The organism is Flavobacterium denitrificans DSM 15936 (assembly GCF_000425445.1).
Classification (GTDB): domain Bacteria; phylum Bacteroidota; class Bacteroidia; order Flavobacteriales; family Flavobacteriaceae; genus Flavobacterium; species Flavobacterium denitrificans.
On sequence record NZ_AUDL01000004.1, the window covers coordinates 220,996 to 237,274 of the forward strand.

The 16,279-nt window shown below is 33.9% G+C and carries 14 protein-coding genes; 9 read left to right on the forward strand and 5 right to left on the reverse strand.

Features of this window, described 5'->3' with window-relative positions; translation table 11 throughout:
* Window positions 1-156 precede the first annotated feature (156 nt).
* The 4 genes from H600_RS0101000 to H600_RS0101015 all read left to right on the forward strand — a co-directional run bounded on the left by H600_RS0101000 (window position 157) and on the right by H600_RS0101015 (window position 2,681).
* Window positions 157-1,284, forward strand: a complete 1,128-nt coding sequence (locus tag H600_RS0101000; protein ID WP_026727036.1) for an Mrp/NBP35 family ATP-binding protein — start codon at window positions 157-159, stop codon at window positions 1,282-1,284.
* 83 nt (window positions 1,285-1,367) lie between these two features.
* Entirely contained in the window at window positions 1,368-1,607 is a 240-nt protein-coding gene (locus H600_RS0101005; RefSeq protein ID WP_026727037.1) for a NifU family protein, read from the forward strand.
* Window positions 1,608-1,821: 214 nt separating this feature from the next.
* Window positions 1,822-2,304 (forward strand): hypothetical protein, encoded by a 483-nt coding sequence (locus H600_RS0101010; RefSeq protein ID WP_026727038.1) that lies wholly within the window; start codon window positions 1,822-1,824, stop codon window positions 2,302-2,304.
* A 59-nt stretch (window positions 2,305-2,363) separates the two neighbouring features.
* The gene (locus H600_RS0101015) at window positions 2,364-2,681 is read left to right on the forward strand and encodes a 2Fe-2S iron-sulfur cluster-binding family protein (protein WP_012023404.1); all 318 of its coding nucleotides are present in this window, start codon (window positions 2,364-2,366) and stop codon (window positions 2,679-2,681) included.
* Window positions 2,682-2,883: 202 nt separating this feature from the next.
* Here H600_RS0101015 and H600_RS0101020 read toward each other — a convergent pair whose 3' ends face one another.
* From H600_RS0101020 to H600_RS0101030, 3 genes are all read right to left on the reverse strand, one after another.
* Entirely contained in the window at window positions 2,884-3,873 is a 990-nt protein-coding gene (locus tag H600_RS0101020) for an aspartate-semialdehyde dehydrogenase (RefSeq protein ID WP_026727039.1), read from the reverse strand.
* A 175-nt stretch (window positions 3,874-4,048) separates the two neighbouring features.
* Complete coding sequence (gene mscL / locus H600_RS0101025; RefSeq protein WP_026727040.1) at window positions 4,049-4,423, reverse strand: large conductance mechanosensitive channel protein MscL; 375 nt, start codon at window positions 4,421-4,423, stop codon at window positions 4,049-4,051.
* A 189-nt stretch (window positions 4,424-4,612) separates the two neighbouring features.
* The gene (locus H600_RS0101030; protein ID WP_026727041.1) at window positions 4,613-7,084 is read right to left on the reverse strand and encodes a bifunctional UDP-N-acetylmuramoyl-tripeptide:D-alanyl-D-alanine ligase/alanine racemase; all 2,472 of its coding nucleotides are present in this window, start codon (window positions 7,082-7,084) and stop codon (window positions 4,613-4,615) included.
* Between the two features lie 220 nt (window positions 7,085-7,304).
* Here H600_RS0101030 and H600_RS0101035 point away from each other — a divergent pair, with 220 nt between their 5' ends.
* Entirely contained in the window at window positions 7,305-7,910 is a 606-nt protein-coding gene (locus H600_RS0101035; protein WP_026727042.1) for a hypothetical protein, read from the forward strand.
* On the opposite strand, the gene H600_RS0101040 is transcribed toward H600_RS0101035, so the two are convergent.
* Entirely contained in the window at window positions 7,905-8,609 is a 705-nt protein-coding gene (locus tag H600_RS0101040) for a porin family protein (protein WP_026727043.1), read from the reverse strand. The genes H600_RS0101035 and H600_RS0101040 overlap by 6 nt on opposite strands.
* Before the next feature lie 256 nt (window positions 8,610-8,865).
* Here H600_RS0101040 and H600_RS0101045 point away from each other — a divergent pair, with 256 nt between their 5' ends.
* The 4 genes from H600_RS0101045 (at window position 8,866) to H600_RS0101060 (ending at window position 15,117) form a co-directional block, all read left to right on the forward strand.
* Window positions 8,866-9,186 (forward strand): hypothetical protein, encoded by a 321-nt coding sequence (locus tag H600_RS0101045; RefSeq protein ID WP_245176526.1) that lies wholly within the window; start codon window positions 8,866-8,868, stop codon window positions 9,184-9,186.
* A 159-nt stretch (window positions 9,187-9,345) separates the two neighbouring features.
* A complete protein-coding gene (locus tag H600_RS0101050) occupies window positions 9,346-11,553 on the forward strand; it encodes a TonB-dependent receptor (RefSeq protein WP_026727045.1) in 2,208 nt (735 codons plus the stop codon).
* Window positions 11,554-11,805: 252 nt separating this feature from the next.
* A complete protein-coding gene (locus H600_RS0101055) occupies window positions 11,806-13,914 on the forward strand; it encodes a prolyl oligopeptidase family serine peptidase (protein ID WP_026727046.1) in 2,109 nt (702 codons plus the stop codon).
* Between the two features lie 207 nt (window positions 13,915-14,121).
* Window positions 14,122-15,117, forward strand: coding sequence for a Gfo/Idh/MocA family protein (locus H600_RS0101060; RefSeq protein ID WP_026727047.1), 996 nt, complete (start codon window positions 14,122-14,124; stop codon window positions 15,115-15,117).
* Window positions 15,118-15,307: 190 nt separating this feature from the next.
* Here H600_RS0101060 and H600_RS0101070 read toward each other — a convergent pair whose 3' ends face one another.
* Window positions 15,308-16,279 carry an outer membrane beta-barrel protein gene (locus tag H600_RS0101070; protein WP_026727049.1) on the reverse strand — a complete coding sequence of 324 codons (972 nt, stop codon included), beginning with the start codon at window positions 16,277-16,279 and terminating at the stop codon, window positions 15,308-15,310.

The window sequence follows — 16,279 nt, forward strand, 5'->3', positions numbered from 1 at the left end:
TACAACTCCATCATTTTGAATAATTTCGATATCAATAAATACGATTCAAAAAAAGTAAGAATCCGAACTTAATCTGTTATCTTTGCAGTCTGAAACAGGTTTAAATAAACATAGTGCTTAAATAAGTTTCATCATTAGAAAACACCTACATTAAAAATGAAATTAGATAGAAAAGAAATTCTTAAAGCTCTAGAAACAATCACTATAGCTGGAGAAGGAAAAAATATGGTTGAAAGCGGTGCTGTTGCCAACGTTATTACATTTGGCGATGAAGTTGTAGTAGATTTAGTACTTCACACTCCAGCAATGCACATCAAAAAAAGAGCAGAAGACGATGTTAAAAAAACAATCCATGACTTAATCTCGGCTGATGCAAAAATCAAAGTAAATATTAAAGTTGAAGTTCCTGAAAAAGTCGAAATCAAAGGTCGTGCAATTCCAGGAATCAAAAATATTATTGCCGTTGCTTCTGGAAAAGGAGGAGTTGGAAAATCAACTGTTACTGCAAACCTTGCTGTAACTCTTGCAAAAATGGGATTCAAAGTTGGAATTTTAGATGCTGATATCTACGGACCTTCAATGCCTATTATGTTTGATGTTGAAAACGAAAAACCAATTTCGACTACGGTTGACGGAAAATCAAAAATGAAACCAATTGAAAGTTATGAGATCAAAATACTTTCTATTGGATTTTTCACAGCGCCAAGCCAAGCTGTGATTTGGAGAGGTCCAATGGCAGCAAAAGCTTTAAACCAAATGCTTTTTGATGCTGATTGGGGAGAACTTGATTTCATGCTTTTAGATTTGCCTCCAGGAACCGGAGACATTCACCTTTCGATCATGCAATCGCTTCCTATCACAGGTGCTGTTGTAGTAAGTACACCACAAGCCGTTGCACTTGCCGATGCTAAAAAGGGAGTGTCAATGTTCATGCAAGACAACATCAATGTTCCGGTTTTAGGAATTGTTGAAAACATGGCTTACTTTACACCAGAAGAATTACCAGAAAACAAATATTATATCTTTGGACAAGAAGGAGCAAAAAACCTTGCAGCTGATTTAAATGTACCATTTTTAGGTGAAGTTCCAATTGTACAATCTATTCGTGAAGCAGGAGATTATGGACGCCCAGCTGCTTTGCAAACAGCATCATTAATTGAAACTGTTTTTGAAGAAATCACTAGAAATGTGGTACAAGAAACTGTAAACAGAAACGAAAGTTTGCCAGCAACAGAAGCCATTAAAATTACAACTATGGCAGGATGTTCGGCAGTGAAAAAATAATTAGATAATGAGATAATGTGCCAATTAGATAATGAATTAAATTTTCTAATTGACACATTTTCATAATTGACACATTAAATATCATGACAACAGAAGAATTAACAAATAACGTTTTATTGGCTTTAGATGAAATAAGGCCGTTTTTAAAATCTGACGGAGGCGATATTACGCTAATTTCTATCGATGAAGATAAACATGTAAAAGTTCGTCTAGAAGGCGCATGCATTAGCTGTAGCGTTAACCAAATGACTTTAAAAGCTGGAGTTGAAACGACGATTAAAAAATATGCACCGCAAATTGAAACTGTCGTAAATATTATGTAATAAAATCTAAATTTGCCACCGTTTATGATTTTAGATTATTAACAAGAATAATAGCTCTTTTGAGTGTTTTTCTTGCATTTAACAACAAAAATAATCTAAATCATATCAAATATTGTGAATTTAGCAAAAAAGAACACAAAGATTTAAGAAGCTTAGTGGGGCTATTATTACTTATTTAACTTAAATTTGTAAAATAACCCTAAATCTTAAATTTATGAAACACTATTACACTTTATTTTTATTGTTGTTTTTTGTATCTGTAAATTATGCTCAGCAAGCACAAACTCTAATTGTTGACAAGGCTTGGGTAAATGAAGCAGAAGAATGGTCGGATTTTCAATATTCAGGACAAATTGTTTTTAACACTACCCCTGGTAGCGACGAAGGCAGTTTGAGAATTGGCAATTATGATTTTTTATATGATTTTGCTGAAGGAAAAGCAAAATTTGCAAATAAAGCAACTTACAGTACCGCTGAATTTTCGCATCCTAGAAAAGTTTCTGTAACAACAGACAAACAGGGAGTTGTAAATTCAACATACGAAGGAACATTAGTTTTTCAAGGCGGTAAAGATTATTATTCTGTAATTGCAATAATTACGTTGCTTGAAAAAAGCGGCAACATGCTGGGTGTAAAAATGCATCTTAAAGATAGCACAAGAAAAGAATATGCATTCAGCCTAAAACCAACAAGTTAAATTGAAAACAGGGATTTTTTCAAGTTATAAAATCCTACAATAAAATTCCCATAATTAAAATGGATGTATTAATAAAGATTAAAGATCGAGAAGGAGTTATTCATGAATTACAGGCTCCAACTGACATGGCAATGAATATAATGGAGTTATGCAAAGCATACGAACTTCCTGTTGAAGGAACTTGTGGCGGAATGGCAATGTGCGCATCTTGTCAATGTTATGTTCTAAATGATGTTGCATTACCAGAAATGGGAGATGAAGAAGAAGCTATGCTTTCGGAAGCATTTTACGTTAAGTCTAACAGCCGTTTAGGATGCCAAATTCCAATTACTGAAGAATTAGAAGGTCTGGAATTAGAATTGGCTCCGGAATATTAAAAAATAGTAAAAGGCGAGAACCAAAAATTCTCGCCTTTTTTTTTTAATGTTTTTACATCTTTTCCTTTCAGTCAGAAATGACAAAACTATGAAGTTTAAAAAACCTGTCGGGTTTTCTGTACTCAGATAAATCAAAAAAGCCGTAATAACATCACTGCAATTACGGCTTTTTCTTTATAACAATTTAATTTAATCTCTCGGCTTAAACCAAACCTGCTTGAATTAAATATTCAGCAATTTGGATTGTGTTTGTTGCAGCACCTTTTCTTAAGTTATCAGCAACAATCCACATGTTTAATGTGTTTGGCTGGCTTTCGTCACGACGGATTCTTCCAACAAAAACATCATTTTTACCTTCAGCGTATAATGGCATTGGGTAAGTGAACGTATCTAAATTATCCTGAACCACTACTCCATCTGTATGGTGTAAAATTTCACGAACTTCATTTACATCAAAATCATTTGTAAACTCAACATTTACTGCTTCACTATGTCCTCCAACAACTGGAACACGAACTGCAGTAGCAGTTACTCTAATAGTATTATCACCAAGAATTTTTTGAGTTTCGCGAACTAATTTCATTTCTTCTTTAGTGTATCCGTTTTCTTCGAAACTGTCGCAATGTGGAATAGCATTTCTGTGAATTGGATATTTGTAAGCCATATCACCCTGGATTCCAGCGTACTCGTTTTCTAATTGTTTTACCGCTTTTACACCAGTTCCAGTGATTGATTGGTAAGTAGAAACAATAATTCTCTGAATATTATATTTTCTATGCAAAGGCGCCAAAGCCAATACCATTTGAATAGTAGAGCAGTTTGGGTTTGCAATAATTTTATCTTCTTTAGTCAAAACAGAAGCGTTGATTTCTGGAACTACTAATTTTTTAGTTGGATCCATTCTCCAAGCAGATGAGTTGTCAATAACGGTTGTTCCGGCAGCTGCAAATTTTGGAGCCCATTCTAATGAAGTATCTCCTCCAGCAGAAAATACTGCGATGTCAGCTTTCATGTCAACAGCTGTTTGCAATCCTACTACTTTATATTTTGTTCCTTTGTATTCAATTTCTTTTCCTACTGATCTTTCTGATGCAACAGGAATTAATTCTGTAACAGGAAAATTTCTTTCTGCTAAAACTTTAAGCATTACTTCGCCAACCATTCCGGTAGCACCTACAACTGCAATTCTCATTTTTATATCTTTAAATAATTCTATAATCAAATTTATACGGCAAAAATAAGTATAATAAAAGTCTTGGCAAGGTGATTCACAAAAAATAACAAATTGTTATAAAATAAACATTTTGTAAAAAAACCACCTCTTTAGAAGGTGGTTAAGTTAGACTTAGTGTAGCGGTATTATATTTTTATTTATTTTTCAATAAATCTCTAATTTGTGTAAGCAATTCCTCCTGAGTTGGCCCTGCAGGTGGAGCTGGAGCTTCTTCTTTTTTAAGTTTGTTTATTCCTTTAATAATCAAGAATAAAACAAAAGCAACGATTATAAAGTTAATTACAGCTGATAAAAACAATCCATACTTAACACCTCCAAAGGCAGTCAATTCTTCGATCGTCGACAAATGAGCAGCATCTAAAGCTGGTTTTAATAATAGTGGTGTAATAACATTCTCGATAAATGAACTGACAATTTTACCAAAAGCAGCACCAATGATAACACCGACAGCCAAATCGACTACGTTGCCTTTCATTGCAAATTGTTTAAATTCTGAAAAAAATCCCATACCGTATCTATTTACATTTATAATTAGTGAATACCGAAAATACGCAATTTTCTTGAAAAAACCACATTCTTTTCTCTTTTGCACCATATAAAACATAAGCTTGATGCTGTCGAAATGATATAATTAAGTAAAAAAAAGAAAAGCAGTTCAACTAAAATGAACTTATATAACTTATATGGTTTAAAAATTCTATCTGAAAAATATCCGTTTTACGCGCTGCGAGATACTGGTCATAATTTCATAGGGAATTGTTTTTAATGCTTCAGCCATTTCTATAACAGTTGGGCTTTCGCCAAAAATAATCACTGAATCGCCTTCTTTGCAATCAATATCAGAAACATTGACCATCAACATATCCATACAAACACTTCCTACGATTTTGGCTTTTTGATTTTTTATGGTTACAAAACCAACTTCATTTCCCCATAATCTCGAAATTCCGTCGGCATAACCAATTGGAATTGTCGCAATTTTTGTTTCCTTTTCAGCCATAAAACGACGTCCATAACCTACGCTGTCGCCACTTGGAATTGTTCGGATTTGTGAAATAATCGATTTTAATGTTCCAACATTTTCCAAATATTTTTGTTCCGATGAATCGTTGGAAACTCCGTACAAACCAATTCCTAAACGCACCATATTATATTGTGCATTTGGGAAATTACTGATTCCCGAAGTATTCAGAATATGACGAATCGGATTTATATTTAATTCTGACATTAATTTGGAAGATAATTTTTCGAACAAACCTATTTGTTTTTCAACAAAACCAAAATGTTTTGGATCATCGCTTGTTGCCAAATGTGATAATACACTTTGAACTCTAACCGTTGAATTATTTTTTAAAGTTTGAATCAACTCATCAATTGTATTTTCTTCAAAACCTAAACGATGCATTCCGGTATCCATTTTAATATGAATCGGAAAATCTTTTAGATTCTTTTCTTTAGCAATTTTCAAAAAGGCATTTAATCCTTTTAAACTATAAATTTCTGGTTCTAATTTGTATTGAATAATCGATGGAAAACTTGTGGATTCTGGATTTAAAACCATAATTGGTAATTTGATTCCGCCATTTTTTAGCGAAATTCCTTCATCGGCGAAAGCCACACCTAAATAATCTACTTTATGATGTTCCAGTAATTTTGCAATTTCCAAACCGCCATTTCCATAACCAAAAGCTTTTACCATGACCATGATTTTTACATCTTCGGCAAGTTTAGATTTGTAATAATTTAAGTTATGGCTAATGGAATCCAAGTTTATTTCTAGAACTGTTTCATGTGTTTTTTCTTCAAGAAGTGAAACAATTTCTTCAAACTGAAAAGATCTTGCGCCTTTAATCAAAATCGTTTCATTATTAAAATTTAAACTTTCAAAAGCTTCAATAAACGAAGCTGTATCTTGAAATGCAATACAGTTAGAAAACTTAGCTGCAAAAGAAGAAATTATTGGGCCAATGCCAATTACGCGATTAATTTTATTAGCTGAAACTAATTGCGAAACCTTAGAATACAATTCTTCATTTGAAAATCCGCTCTGAAAAATATCTGAAAGAATTACTGTTTTTGTAGCGTTCTTTTTTTGTTGGCTTTCCAGGAAATCCAAAGCTATTTTAAGCGATTGAAAATCGGAACTGTAACTGTCGTCAATTATACTGCAATTATTGATTCCGTTTTTTACTTCCAAACGCATTTGAACCGGATACAACATTTGTACGCGATTTTGAATGGTTTTAGAATCATATTTAAAATAAAGCAAAACCAACAGACATGAAATCGCATTTTCTATTGAAGCAGAATCATTAAAAGGAATCTCTAAATCTGAAATTTCGTTTTTATATTGGTATTGAATAGTTGTAATTTCGTTTCTAATTTCTTTTTTCAGAATAAAAACATCGGCAGAATTATCTGTAAAACTCCACGAAAAAAGTTTTCGGGGATGGATCATATATTCTGCAACAAACTGAGTTAAACATGACGCTACAACTTCTGTTTTTTGATATATAATTATCGGACAATCTTTGAATAAAAGGAGTTTTTCATCAATCTTTTGGACTAAATTTAAAAAACCTTCATCATGTGCAGTTCCAATATTAGTAAGCACTCCTATTGTGGGTTTGATGATTTTTTCAAGTTTTTCCATTTCATTCACCGTTGAAATACCGGCTTCAAAAATGCCCAGATTGTGTTTTTCATTTATGGCAATAACAGACAACGGAACACCAACCTGAGAGTTGTAACTTTTAGGACTTCGGATAATATTATAATCTGGACTCAACAAAAAGTTAAGCCATTCTTTTACAATCGTTTTGCCATTGCTTCCGGTCAAGCCGATAACTGGAAAATCAAATAAATCTCTGTAATAACTTGCAAATTGCTGTAATGCATTTAAGGTATTTTTTACGACCAAAAAATTAGCTTTTCCTTTTACATTTTCTGGAATATATTGAACAGCAAAATTCTGAACACCTTTATCAATTAATTCTGCTATATATAAATGAGCATCGTTGTTAACGCCAGACAAAGCGATAAACAAAGTTTTGGATCCGTTTTGAAGTGAACGGCTGTCGATCGAAATATGATCGATAAAAATATCCGAATTTGAGCCAATCCATTCGGCATCAAGAACCGGGATAAGGCTTTTAAGATTTATGCTCATTTAGAAATTCTTTTTGTCAAATTTAAAAAAAGGTTTGCCACGAATCACACCAATTTGCGCTAATTTTTTGTTTAAAAGCAAATGCCTGTTTTAAAATTTTCAGACAGGAAATAAAACTTCAAATATTAATTAACAAAATGCAATTCGGGAAAATTCGTGTAATTCGTGGCAAAAACCATTATTTGATTATATTTGTTTTACACCACAAAATAACCGCGTTTTGAAAAAAATATTGCCTTTATTCTCTTATATATTACATCCGATTTTTATTTCGATGTATGCTACTTTATTTTATCTTTTTTGCAAAGAAGATGCCTTTACCAATCAGGAAAAGTATTTTGTTTTATTTCAAATTCTGATTATTACTGTTTTGGTTCCGATTTTGTTTTTCTTACTGTTAAAATCAACAGGGCATGTTACTTCCATCATGGTTCATGAAACTTCACAACGAAAAATTCCGCTGATCTTGCAATGCTTTTTGTACATATTATTGGTAAAACGAAGTATAATAGTGACACGTTATCCTGAACTGCATTTCTTTTTTCTCGGCGCATTATTCACAACAATATTAGCTTTGGTCTGCTCTTTATTCAAGATTAAAGCAAGTCTTCATGTAGCTGCAATTAGTGGTTTTGCCATTTTTGTAATTGGTTTGAATATGCATTTGCAAATGCAAAATCCGTATTGGCCGGCACTTTTAATTTTACTTACTGGAATTGTTGCTTCGTCTCGACTTGAAATGCAAGCGCATACTCCTAAAGAAATACTTATTGGACTGTTTATTGGTGTATTGCCACAAATACTTTTTGTATTCTTATGGCTATAAAATATAGAAAATGATTCCGATATTCATAGCTCTCATTTTTACTTTTTCAGCAGAAAGTGTAGAAACCGAATCAAAAAGCGGATTTAAACCATAATAAGCATAAACATTCCAAGTATTATATCCTGTCGCAAGATAAACCCCGTATTGAAAAGTATTGACATCAGGATTATTGGTTATTTTATAGGTATTCTCTCCATCGTTTAATATCGATTTGCTGGAAAAAATATAACTCATTTTCACACCTCCGTAAATCCTCCAAAACTTAGTGCTTTCATAAGTCGAATTTCTCCATCTGAATTCTATCGGCAGATCAACAGAATATTGTCTGAATCGGTTTGAAACAAATTCATCATAATCATTTACACCGTAAATTGGAGCTCCTTTTATATCTTCAGAAATGGTGAAATTTTGGTAAAAGTTTTGATACGTCAGTCCTAATCCAGCAGCAATGGCAACCGTTCTCTTTTTGTTAATTGGCATATCGCGCAAAAAACCTGCTGAAAGTCCTGCAGAAAACTTATCCTGTTTCAATTTTTCAGGCGTATTAACCAAAAGATTATACGTCACAGAAAAATAAAACTGATCCTCGCGATACAACGAATCAATTTTGATTACGGGCTTAATTTCTGGCTTCACTTCTTCTTGCGCAAAAACGTTAAAGAACGAAACAAAAAACAAACAAGTAAAAAATAATCGCATATCGAATTTTGGTTTTAAGGAGGTTTTCAAGTTTAAACGTTTTTTGCTGTAAATTTATTTCACATACAAATATAATATAATGCCACTTGAAGATGAGATTTGAAAACAATTATTCTCTTTTTCAGCACGAATAAACACATTTGTTGCACTTTTTTCAATAAATCTGCGACAGAAACTAAAAAATGCCCCATTTTTTCATTCCGCTTTTATACCTTTGCCTTGCATGAAAAGAAAGCAGCTCATATTAAGTGTTTCCATGACGCTGACAATATTGTTCACAATATTGTTTCAGTCCATACACAGTTTTGAGCATATTGTAAAGCAGCTTTCAGAAAAGCAATGTCATCACGCTTACAATGATCCAAGTGGTGAAATAACGCACCAGCATCATAATTACGACTTATGTTATGTTTGTAATTTTGCTTTTGGAAGTTATACGATTACCGAAACTTTTGCTTTTCAAATTCAAGTTTTTCATAAAGAAATTCCGTATTTCTTTTCGTTTTCAGAAAATATCAGTTCGATTTCAGAAAACGCTTATTTACTTCGGGGACCTCCAGTTGCTATAGTTTCTTAGATTTCGATTGTTCGAAAAAACCTCATTCTTTTAATTTAAAATTCAAATTGCATTGAGTTTTCTAATTCTGTTTAAATAATCAGAATCAGAATGCTTTACTGTTGCTTTTGGTTTTTTATTTAAAAGGAAAAAATCAAATAACTATAGCATCATTTTCAAATGAAAAAACTAATATTAGCCCTAATTTTGGGTTTCTCGAGCATACTTTCTGCTCAAAATTCGGTTTCAGGAATTGTTACCGATAATCAAAATCAGCCAATGCCAGGCGTTTCTGTATATGCACCCGAACTACATAAAGGAACGACAACAGATGTAAACGGAAAATATGAATTGAATAATCTTCCGAGCGGAAGTTTACGTCTTTCTTTCAATTTTGTTGGTTACGCTAATCAAAATCAAACTATTGCCAAATTACTAAAGCAAAACACTTTAGACATTACACTTGTAGAATCTATTATGGAAATGGACGAAGTTGTCGTTTCGACTCCGTTCAACAAACTGCAATCGCAAAACGTAATGAAAATTGAACACGAAAGCATCAAAACATTACAACAAAAAGGAACATCTACTTTGATTGAAGGTTTGGCGACGATTCCTGGAGTTGCGCAAATTTCAACAGGAACTTCGATTGGAAAACCAGTTATTCGCGGACTTAGCGGTAATCGTGTTTTGGTTTATTCACAAGGCGTTCGTATCGAAAATCAACAGTTTGGAGACGAACACGGATTAGGCTTAAATGATGCCGGAATTGAAAGCGTTGAAGTTATCAAAGGACCAGCTTCCTTATTATATGGCTCTGATGCACTTGGTGGTGTTTTATACTTTAATCCAGAAAAATTTGCTGATGCTGGCGATTTCAAAGCTAATTTCAGTCAAAAATATTTCACGAATACGCAAGGAAGCAATTCATCAATTGGGTTAAAAACTTCTACCGATAACTGGAAATTTTTAGCAAGAGGAAGCTACAATACACATTCAGATTATAAGATTTCTGGTGGTGATCGCGTGACTAATTCACGTTATAATGAAACCGATTTTAAAACCGGAATTGGGTACAGCAATTCAACTTTTTCAAGTGTTTTAAGATACAATTACAATAAATTGGATATTGGAATTCCGGAAGAAGGAATTGCTGAACAATCGTCAAGCAAAGACACTGAATTTCCTAGACAGGGTATTTTCAATCATTTATTGAGTTTAAACAATGTTGTCTTTTTTGAAAACTCAAAACTGGATGTTGATTTAGGTTATATTGCAAATGACCGAAGCGAATTTGAAGACAGCAACGAAGCTTCTCTTCACATGAAATTGAATACTTTCAATTACAACGCAAAATACCATTTCCCAAAATTTGGAAAAATTGAAACTATTTTAGGCGTTCAAGGAATGCATCAAACGAATAAAAATTCGGGTGAAGAATATTTGATTCCGGATGCAACAACCAACGATTTTGGGGTTTTTGGAACTGCAAATTACGAATGGAACAACAGCGTTTTACAAGCCGGATTGCGTTTTGACAACCGAAATATTACTTCTATTGCTCACGGAACCGAAGGCGAAGAAGGCTATTTTCAAGCTTTAGACCGCTCTTTTGACAGCTTCAATGCATCTTTGGGATACAAAACGAAATTGGCTGAACCATTGACACTTCGCTTAAATGTTGCATCAGGATTTAGAGCACCAAATTTAGCCGAGTTGACTTCAAACGGCGTTCATGAAGGAACAAACCGATATGAAATTGGAAACGCAAATTTAAAAACTGAACAAAACGTTCAGACGGATGTTAATTTAGAGTACAAAAACACACATTTCGAGTTTTTCATCAATGGATTCTACAATCATGTGAACAATTATATCTACACTTCGCCAACGGGAGAGACCTTAGACAACAATGATGTTTTTGCTTATGTTCAGGACAATGCGAAATTATTTGGAGGTGAAGCGGGCTTGCATATTCACCCACATCCTTTGGATTGGTTGCATTTTGAAACTAGTTTTGAAACCGTAACAGGCAAAAAAGACAATGATGATTATTTGCCTTTGATTCCAGCCAACAATTGGAACAACACACTTAGAACAGAATTCAATATCAAAAACTGGCTAAGTGAAGGGTTTGCTTCATTGAATGTTTCTTCGACTTTCAGTCAAGATAATGTCAGCGGATTTGAAACGGCTTCTAAAGGTTATACTTTGGTGAATTTAGGTTTTGGAGGAACGGTAAAACTTGGAAAAACTGCTTTTGACGTTAACCTGAACGGAAACAATTTATTTGATAAAAAATACATTGCGCACCTTTCAAGATTAAAAACAGACGGTATTCCAAACATTGGAAGAAACATCGTTTTAGGAGTTAATTTCAATTTATAATTTTTATTTAACCGCAAAGACGCTAAGTGTTACGTAATCCCGATAGCTATCGGGAGCAAAGTTTTTATTTTAGCTTAGTGGTAAAAAATCTCGCAAAGACGCAGAGGCGCAAAGTTTTAAAATTTCTTTGCGACTTCGCGACTTTGCGAGATTAATATTGAGTGATTTGCATAAACTCTTGCGTACTTTGCGGTTAAAAATTCAGCAATGACACAAAAAATGCTATTTTTGTTAAAACCGACAAACTTAAATATGAAAAAAACATTTCTACTAATGGCGATTACAACAGCTGGAATTTCATTTGGACAAAATAAAATCCAATATCCGCAAACCAAAAAAGGCGAAACTGTCGATGTATATTTTGACACTAAAGTAAACGATCCTTACCGTTGGCTTGAAGACGACAAATCGGCTGAGACTGGGGCTTGGGTTAAAGCTCAAAATGAAGTTACTTATGGATATTTAGATAAAATTCCGTTTAGAAATGAGCTTAAAACTCGTATGGAAAAACTTTGGAACTACGAAAAAATCGGAGCGCCATCTAAAGAAGGAAAATTTACTTATTATTCTAAAAACAACGGACTTCAAAACCAATCTGTTATTTATAGAAAAGATCAAAATGGAAAAGAAGAAGTTTTCTTAGACCCAAATACTTTCTCTAAAGACGGAACAACTTCTCTTGGCGGACTTGATTTTTCTGAAGACGGAAACAAAGCAGCGTATGCAATTTCTGAAGGCGGAAGCGACTGGAGAAAAGTAATTATCATTGATGCTGTTTCTAAAAAAGTTTTGGAAGACACTTTAGTGGATGTAAAGTTCAGCGGTATTTCTTGGCACGGAAATGAAGGTTTCTACTACTCAAGTTATGACAAACCAAAAGGAAGCGAACTTTCAGCAAAAACTGATCAGCACAAATTATATTTCCACAAATTAGGTACTTCTCAAAAAGACGACAAAGTGATTTTTGGTGCCGATCAAAAAAGAAGATATGTAGGAGGTTATGTGACCGAAGACAATTGTTATTTGGTAATTACGGCCGCGAATTCGACTTATGGAAACGAATTGTATATTAAAGATTTGACTAAACCAAACAGTCCAATTGTTACGATTGTTGACAACTTTAATAGCGACAGCGTTATCATAGCAAACGAAGGAAGCAAATTGTTCATCGAAACCGATTTTAATGCTCCCAACAAACGTGTTGTAACGGTTGATGCCGTAAATCCGAAACCAGAAAACTGGAAAGACTTTATCAAAGAAACTCAGGATATTTTATCGCCTTCAACAGGAGCAGGATACTTCTTTGCTAATTATACAAAAGATGCTGTTTCGTTTGTACAGCAATATGATTACAACGGAAAATTAGTTCGTGAAATCAAACTTCCTGCAATTGGAACTGCTGGCGGATTTGGTGGAAAAAAGAATGAAAAAATGTTGTATTACAGTTTTACTAATTATACAACGCCAACCAGTATTTACTCATTTGAACCAAAATCTGGAAAGTCTGAAATTTACCAAAAACCAAAAGTAGATTTCAAAAGTGAAGATTACGAATCAAAACAAGTTTTCTATACTTCAAAAGATGGCACAAAAGTTCCGATGATTATTACGTATAAAAAAGGAACAAAATTAGACGGCAAAAACCCGACAATTCTTTACGGTTACGGTGGATTCAATATTAGTTTGACACCAAGTTTTAGCATTGCCAATGCTGTTTGGATGGAAAACGGAGGAGTTTACGCTGTTGCCAACTTAAGAGGTGGCGGTGAATACGGAAAAAAATGGCACGATGCAGGAACAAAACAGCAAAAACAAAATGTATTTGATGATTTTATTGCAGCTGCAGAATATTTAATTGCACAAAAATATACCTCATCAGATTATTTAGCTATTCGCGGAGGATCTAACGGAGGTTTATTGGTTGGTGCAACTATGACGCAACGTCCTGACTTGATGAAAGTAGCATTACCAGCTGTTGGAGTTATGGACATGCTTCGTTACAACGCTTTTACCGCGGGTGCAGGTTGGGCTTTTGACTACGGAACTGCTCAGGACAATAAAGAAATGTTTGAATATTTAAAAGGATATTCTCCTGTTCATAATGTCAAAAAAGGAACAAATTATCCTGCAACAATGGTAACAACTGGAGATCATGATGACCGTGTGGTTCCGGCGCATAGTTTCAAATTTGCTTCTGAATTACAGGAAAAACAAGCAGGAGACAATCCAGTTTTAATTAGAATTGATGTTAAAGCAGGTCACGGTGCAGGAAAATCTGTTGCCGCTACGATTCAGGAAAATGTAGATATCCAAGCTTTTACACTTTATAATATGGGTTTTAAAGCTTTGCCTAAGAAGTAAGACTTTAAACTGATTTTTTTTAGCCACGAATTCACGAATTTATTTTGTGAATTTGTGGCTTTATTTTTTAGTACCTCTCGCAGATTTTGCAGATTAAGCTGATGCTATGTGTAAAAATCTGTAGAATCTGCTAAATCTGCGGGAAAAAATAATTCGTGAATTCGTGGCTAATTTTCTTTTAAATTTGAAAAACTTAAAACTTACACAATGAAAATTATAAAATGGGGAATTATTGGCTGTGGGAATGTAACCGAAGTTAAAAGCGGACCTGCTTTTCAAAAGGCTCCAAATTCTGCTTTGGTGGCCGTTATGAGAAGAGATGCAGCTCTAGCTGAAGATTACGCCAAACGCCATAACGTTCCGAAATGGTATTCGAATGCTGAAGATTTAATAAATGATCCAGAAGTTGATGCCGTTTATATTGCCACTCCACCATCTTCTCATAAAGAATATACTATTTTATGTGCCAAAGCTGGAAAGCCAGTTTATGTCGAAAAACCAATGGCTCTGACTTTTGAAGAATGCAACGAAATGATTAGTGCTTGCAAAGAACATAATGTGCCGTTATTTGTTGCTTATTATAGAAGAGCATTACCACGTTTTTTAAAAATCAAAGAAATAATAGATGAAGGGAAATTAGGAAACATCAGACATGTAAACTGCGTTTTATATCATCCTTTTGAAGCACGTTATGATGACGAAATCAATCTTCCTTGGACGGTTTTACCGCATATTTCTGGAGGTGGAATTTTTGTCGATTTGGCTTGCCATACTTTAGATTTCCTAGATTTTGTTTTAGGTCCAATAAAATCAGTTCGCGGGCATGCAAGTTCTCAATTAATGGCTTATCCTGCCGAAGATGCTGTTTCAATGTCGTTTTTATTCGAAAACGGAATTCACGGTTCAGGAATTTGGAATTTTGCAAGTTTCGAGCGCTACGACAATACCGAAATTGTTGGCGATAAAGGAAAAATTTCGTTCTCTACTTTTGGGAATGACCCAATTCACATTCAATACACCAATAGCGAAAAAGAAAGTATTTTAATTGAAAATCCGCTGCATATTCAGCAACCTTTTATTGAAACAGTTATTGCTGAACTTTTAGGGAATGAAGGAGCTTCTCCATCAAAAGGCGTTTCTGGCTCAAGAACAACTTGGGTTATTGATCAAGTTTTAAAAGAGTTTAGAAGTTTGAATGAATAATAAAATTGTTCTTTTGTCAATTTCGACTGAAAGGAGAAATCATAATAGGAGATCGACAAAGAGTGGCGATAATCGTTGCGGAATTACTAGTGTATTTCTCCTGTCAGTCGAAATGACAACAAAGCACAAAAAAAAGGATATTCATAACGAATATCCTTTCTTCAAAAAACTATAAAACGGTATAAAATAATTATAGGCTATATTTCAATCCTACAGTTAATCCTAAACCAGAAATACCAACGTAAGAACTTAATTCATCCATTTTTTCGTTTGGTCTTGTTGTATCGGTTGTATCAGCAGTAGCTGTATTAGGATTGAATAAAACATTATTAGAGTTTGAATCTAATGTTTTATGGTAATTAGTATAAATTTGTGACGTATTTCTTGTTGATAAAGCATCTTGTCCGTTTACTGTATATTCAGTAGTTTCTTTAGATTTTCCATGTACTGTAAAGTTACGGTATTCTAATTCAGCAAAAGCAGAAATATGCTTACCTAATTTATAAGATGTACCTAAAGCAGCCATAAATCCAATAGTTGGGTTTGGTTTCACAACATCTTTAGAATAAACATTAGAAGTACTTACAACATTATTCCCTACATAAGAAACAAATTCTCTATCCGTCTTAATGTCTAATGTTCCGTGAATTGGAACAATAACTCCAACTTTAGTGTAAGGCTCAAAACCATGAGCTTCACCTAAAAACATTACGATTGCTGGCGCAATATCAAAAGCTTTAATTTGGCCTTCAGCTTCAAAACTAAGGTAAGTTGCAACAGTTGTCGTTGGGTTATATGAATAAAGTCTATCTGTAGTTTGCGCCATAGTTTTGCTATTACTGATGTAATAGTTAGCTGACATCTCCACTCCTAAACGTGTAGAAAAACGGTAACCTGCAGTAATTCCACTTCTAAAACCTTGTCCAAAAGACCCAGTTATACTCTCTCTTGAAACTAATTTATTATTTGTCAAAGTCCCTGAATAAACATCTCTGTTAGGTGCCTGGCCTCCAACTTCTGGAAACTCAGTAGAAGCTGTTTGGTTAAAATAAGATCCTCCTAATTTAAAGTACCAGCTTTCTGGCTTGTCTGCATTTTGTGTCTGCGCCATTGTAGCCATAGAGCAAACTAATAATCCTAATAAAAATAGGTTCTTTTTCAT

Excerpts from the sequence above, each read along its gene's own strand:
- H600_RS0101000 (WP_026727036.1), top strand. The coding sequence starts at position 157 with ATGAAATTAGATAGAAAAGAAATTCTTAAAGCTCTAGAAACAATCACT.
- H600_RS0101005 (WP_026727037.1), top strand. The coding sequence starts at position 1,368 with ATGACAACAGAAGAATTAACAAATAACGTTTTATTGGCTTTAGATGAA.
- H600_RS0101010 (WP_026727038.1), top strand. The coding sequence starts at position 1,822 with ATGAAACACTATTACACTTTATTTTTATTGTTGTTTTTTGTATCTGTA.
- H600_RS0101015 (WP_012023404.1), top strand. The coding sequence starts at position 2,364 with ATGGATGTATTAATAAAGATTAAAGATCGAGAAGGAGTTATTCATGAA.
- H600_RS0101020 (WP_026727039.1), bottom strand. The coding sequence starts at position 3,873 with ATGAGAATTGCAGTTGTAGGTGCTACCGGAATGGTTGGCGAAGTAATG.
- mscL (WP_026727040.1), bottom strand. The coding sequence starts at position 4,423 with ATGGGATTTTTTTCAGAATTTAAACAATTTGCAATGAAAGGCAACGTA.
- H600_RS0101030 (WP_026727041.1), bottom strand. The coding sequence starts at position 7,084 with ATGAGCATAAATCTTAAAAGCCTTATCCCGGTTCTTGATGCCGAATGG.
- H600_RS0101040 (WP_026727043.1), bottom strand. The coding sequence starts at position 8,609 with ATGCGATTATTTTTTACTTGTTTGTTTTTTGTTTCGTTCTTTAACGTT.
- H600_RS0101045 (WP_245176526.1), top strand. The coding sequence starts at position 8,866 with ATGACGCTGACAATATTGTTCACAATATTGTTTCAGTCCATACACAGT.
- H600_RS0101050 (WP_026727045.1), top strand. The coding sequence starts at position 9,346 with ATGAAAAAACTAATATTAGCCCTAATTTTGGGTTTCTCGAGCATACTT.
- H600_RS0101055 (WP_026727046.1), top strand. The coding sequence starts at position 11,806 with ATGAAAAAAACATTTCTACTAATGGCGATTACAACAGCTGGAATTTCA.
- H600_RS0101060 (WP_026727047.1), top strand. The coding sequence starts at position 14,122 with ATGAAAATTATAAAATGGGGAATTATTGGCTGTGGGAATGTAACCGAA.
- H600_RS0101070 (WP_026727049.1), bottom strand. The coding sequence starts at position 16,279 with ATGAAAAAGAACCTATTTTTATTAGGATTATTAGTTTGCTCTATGGCT.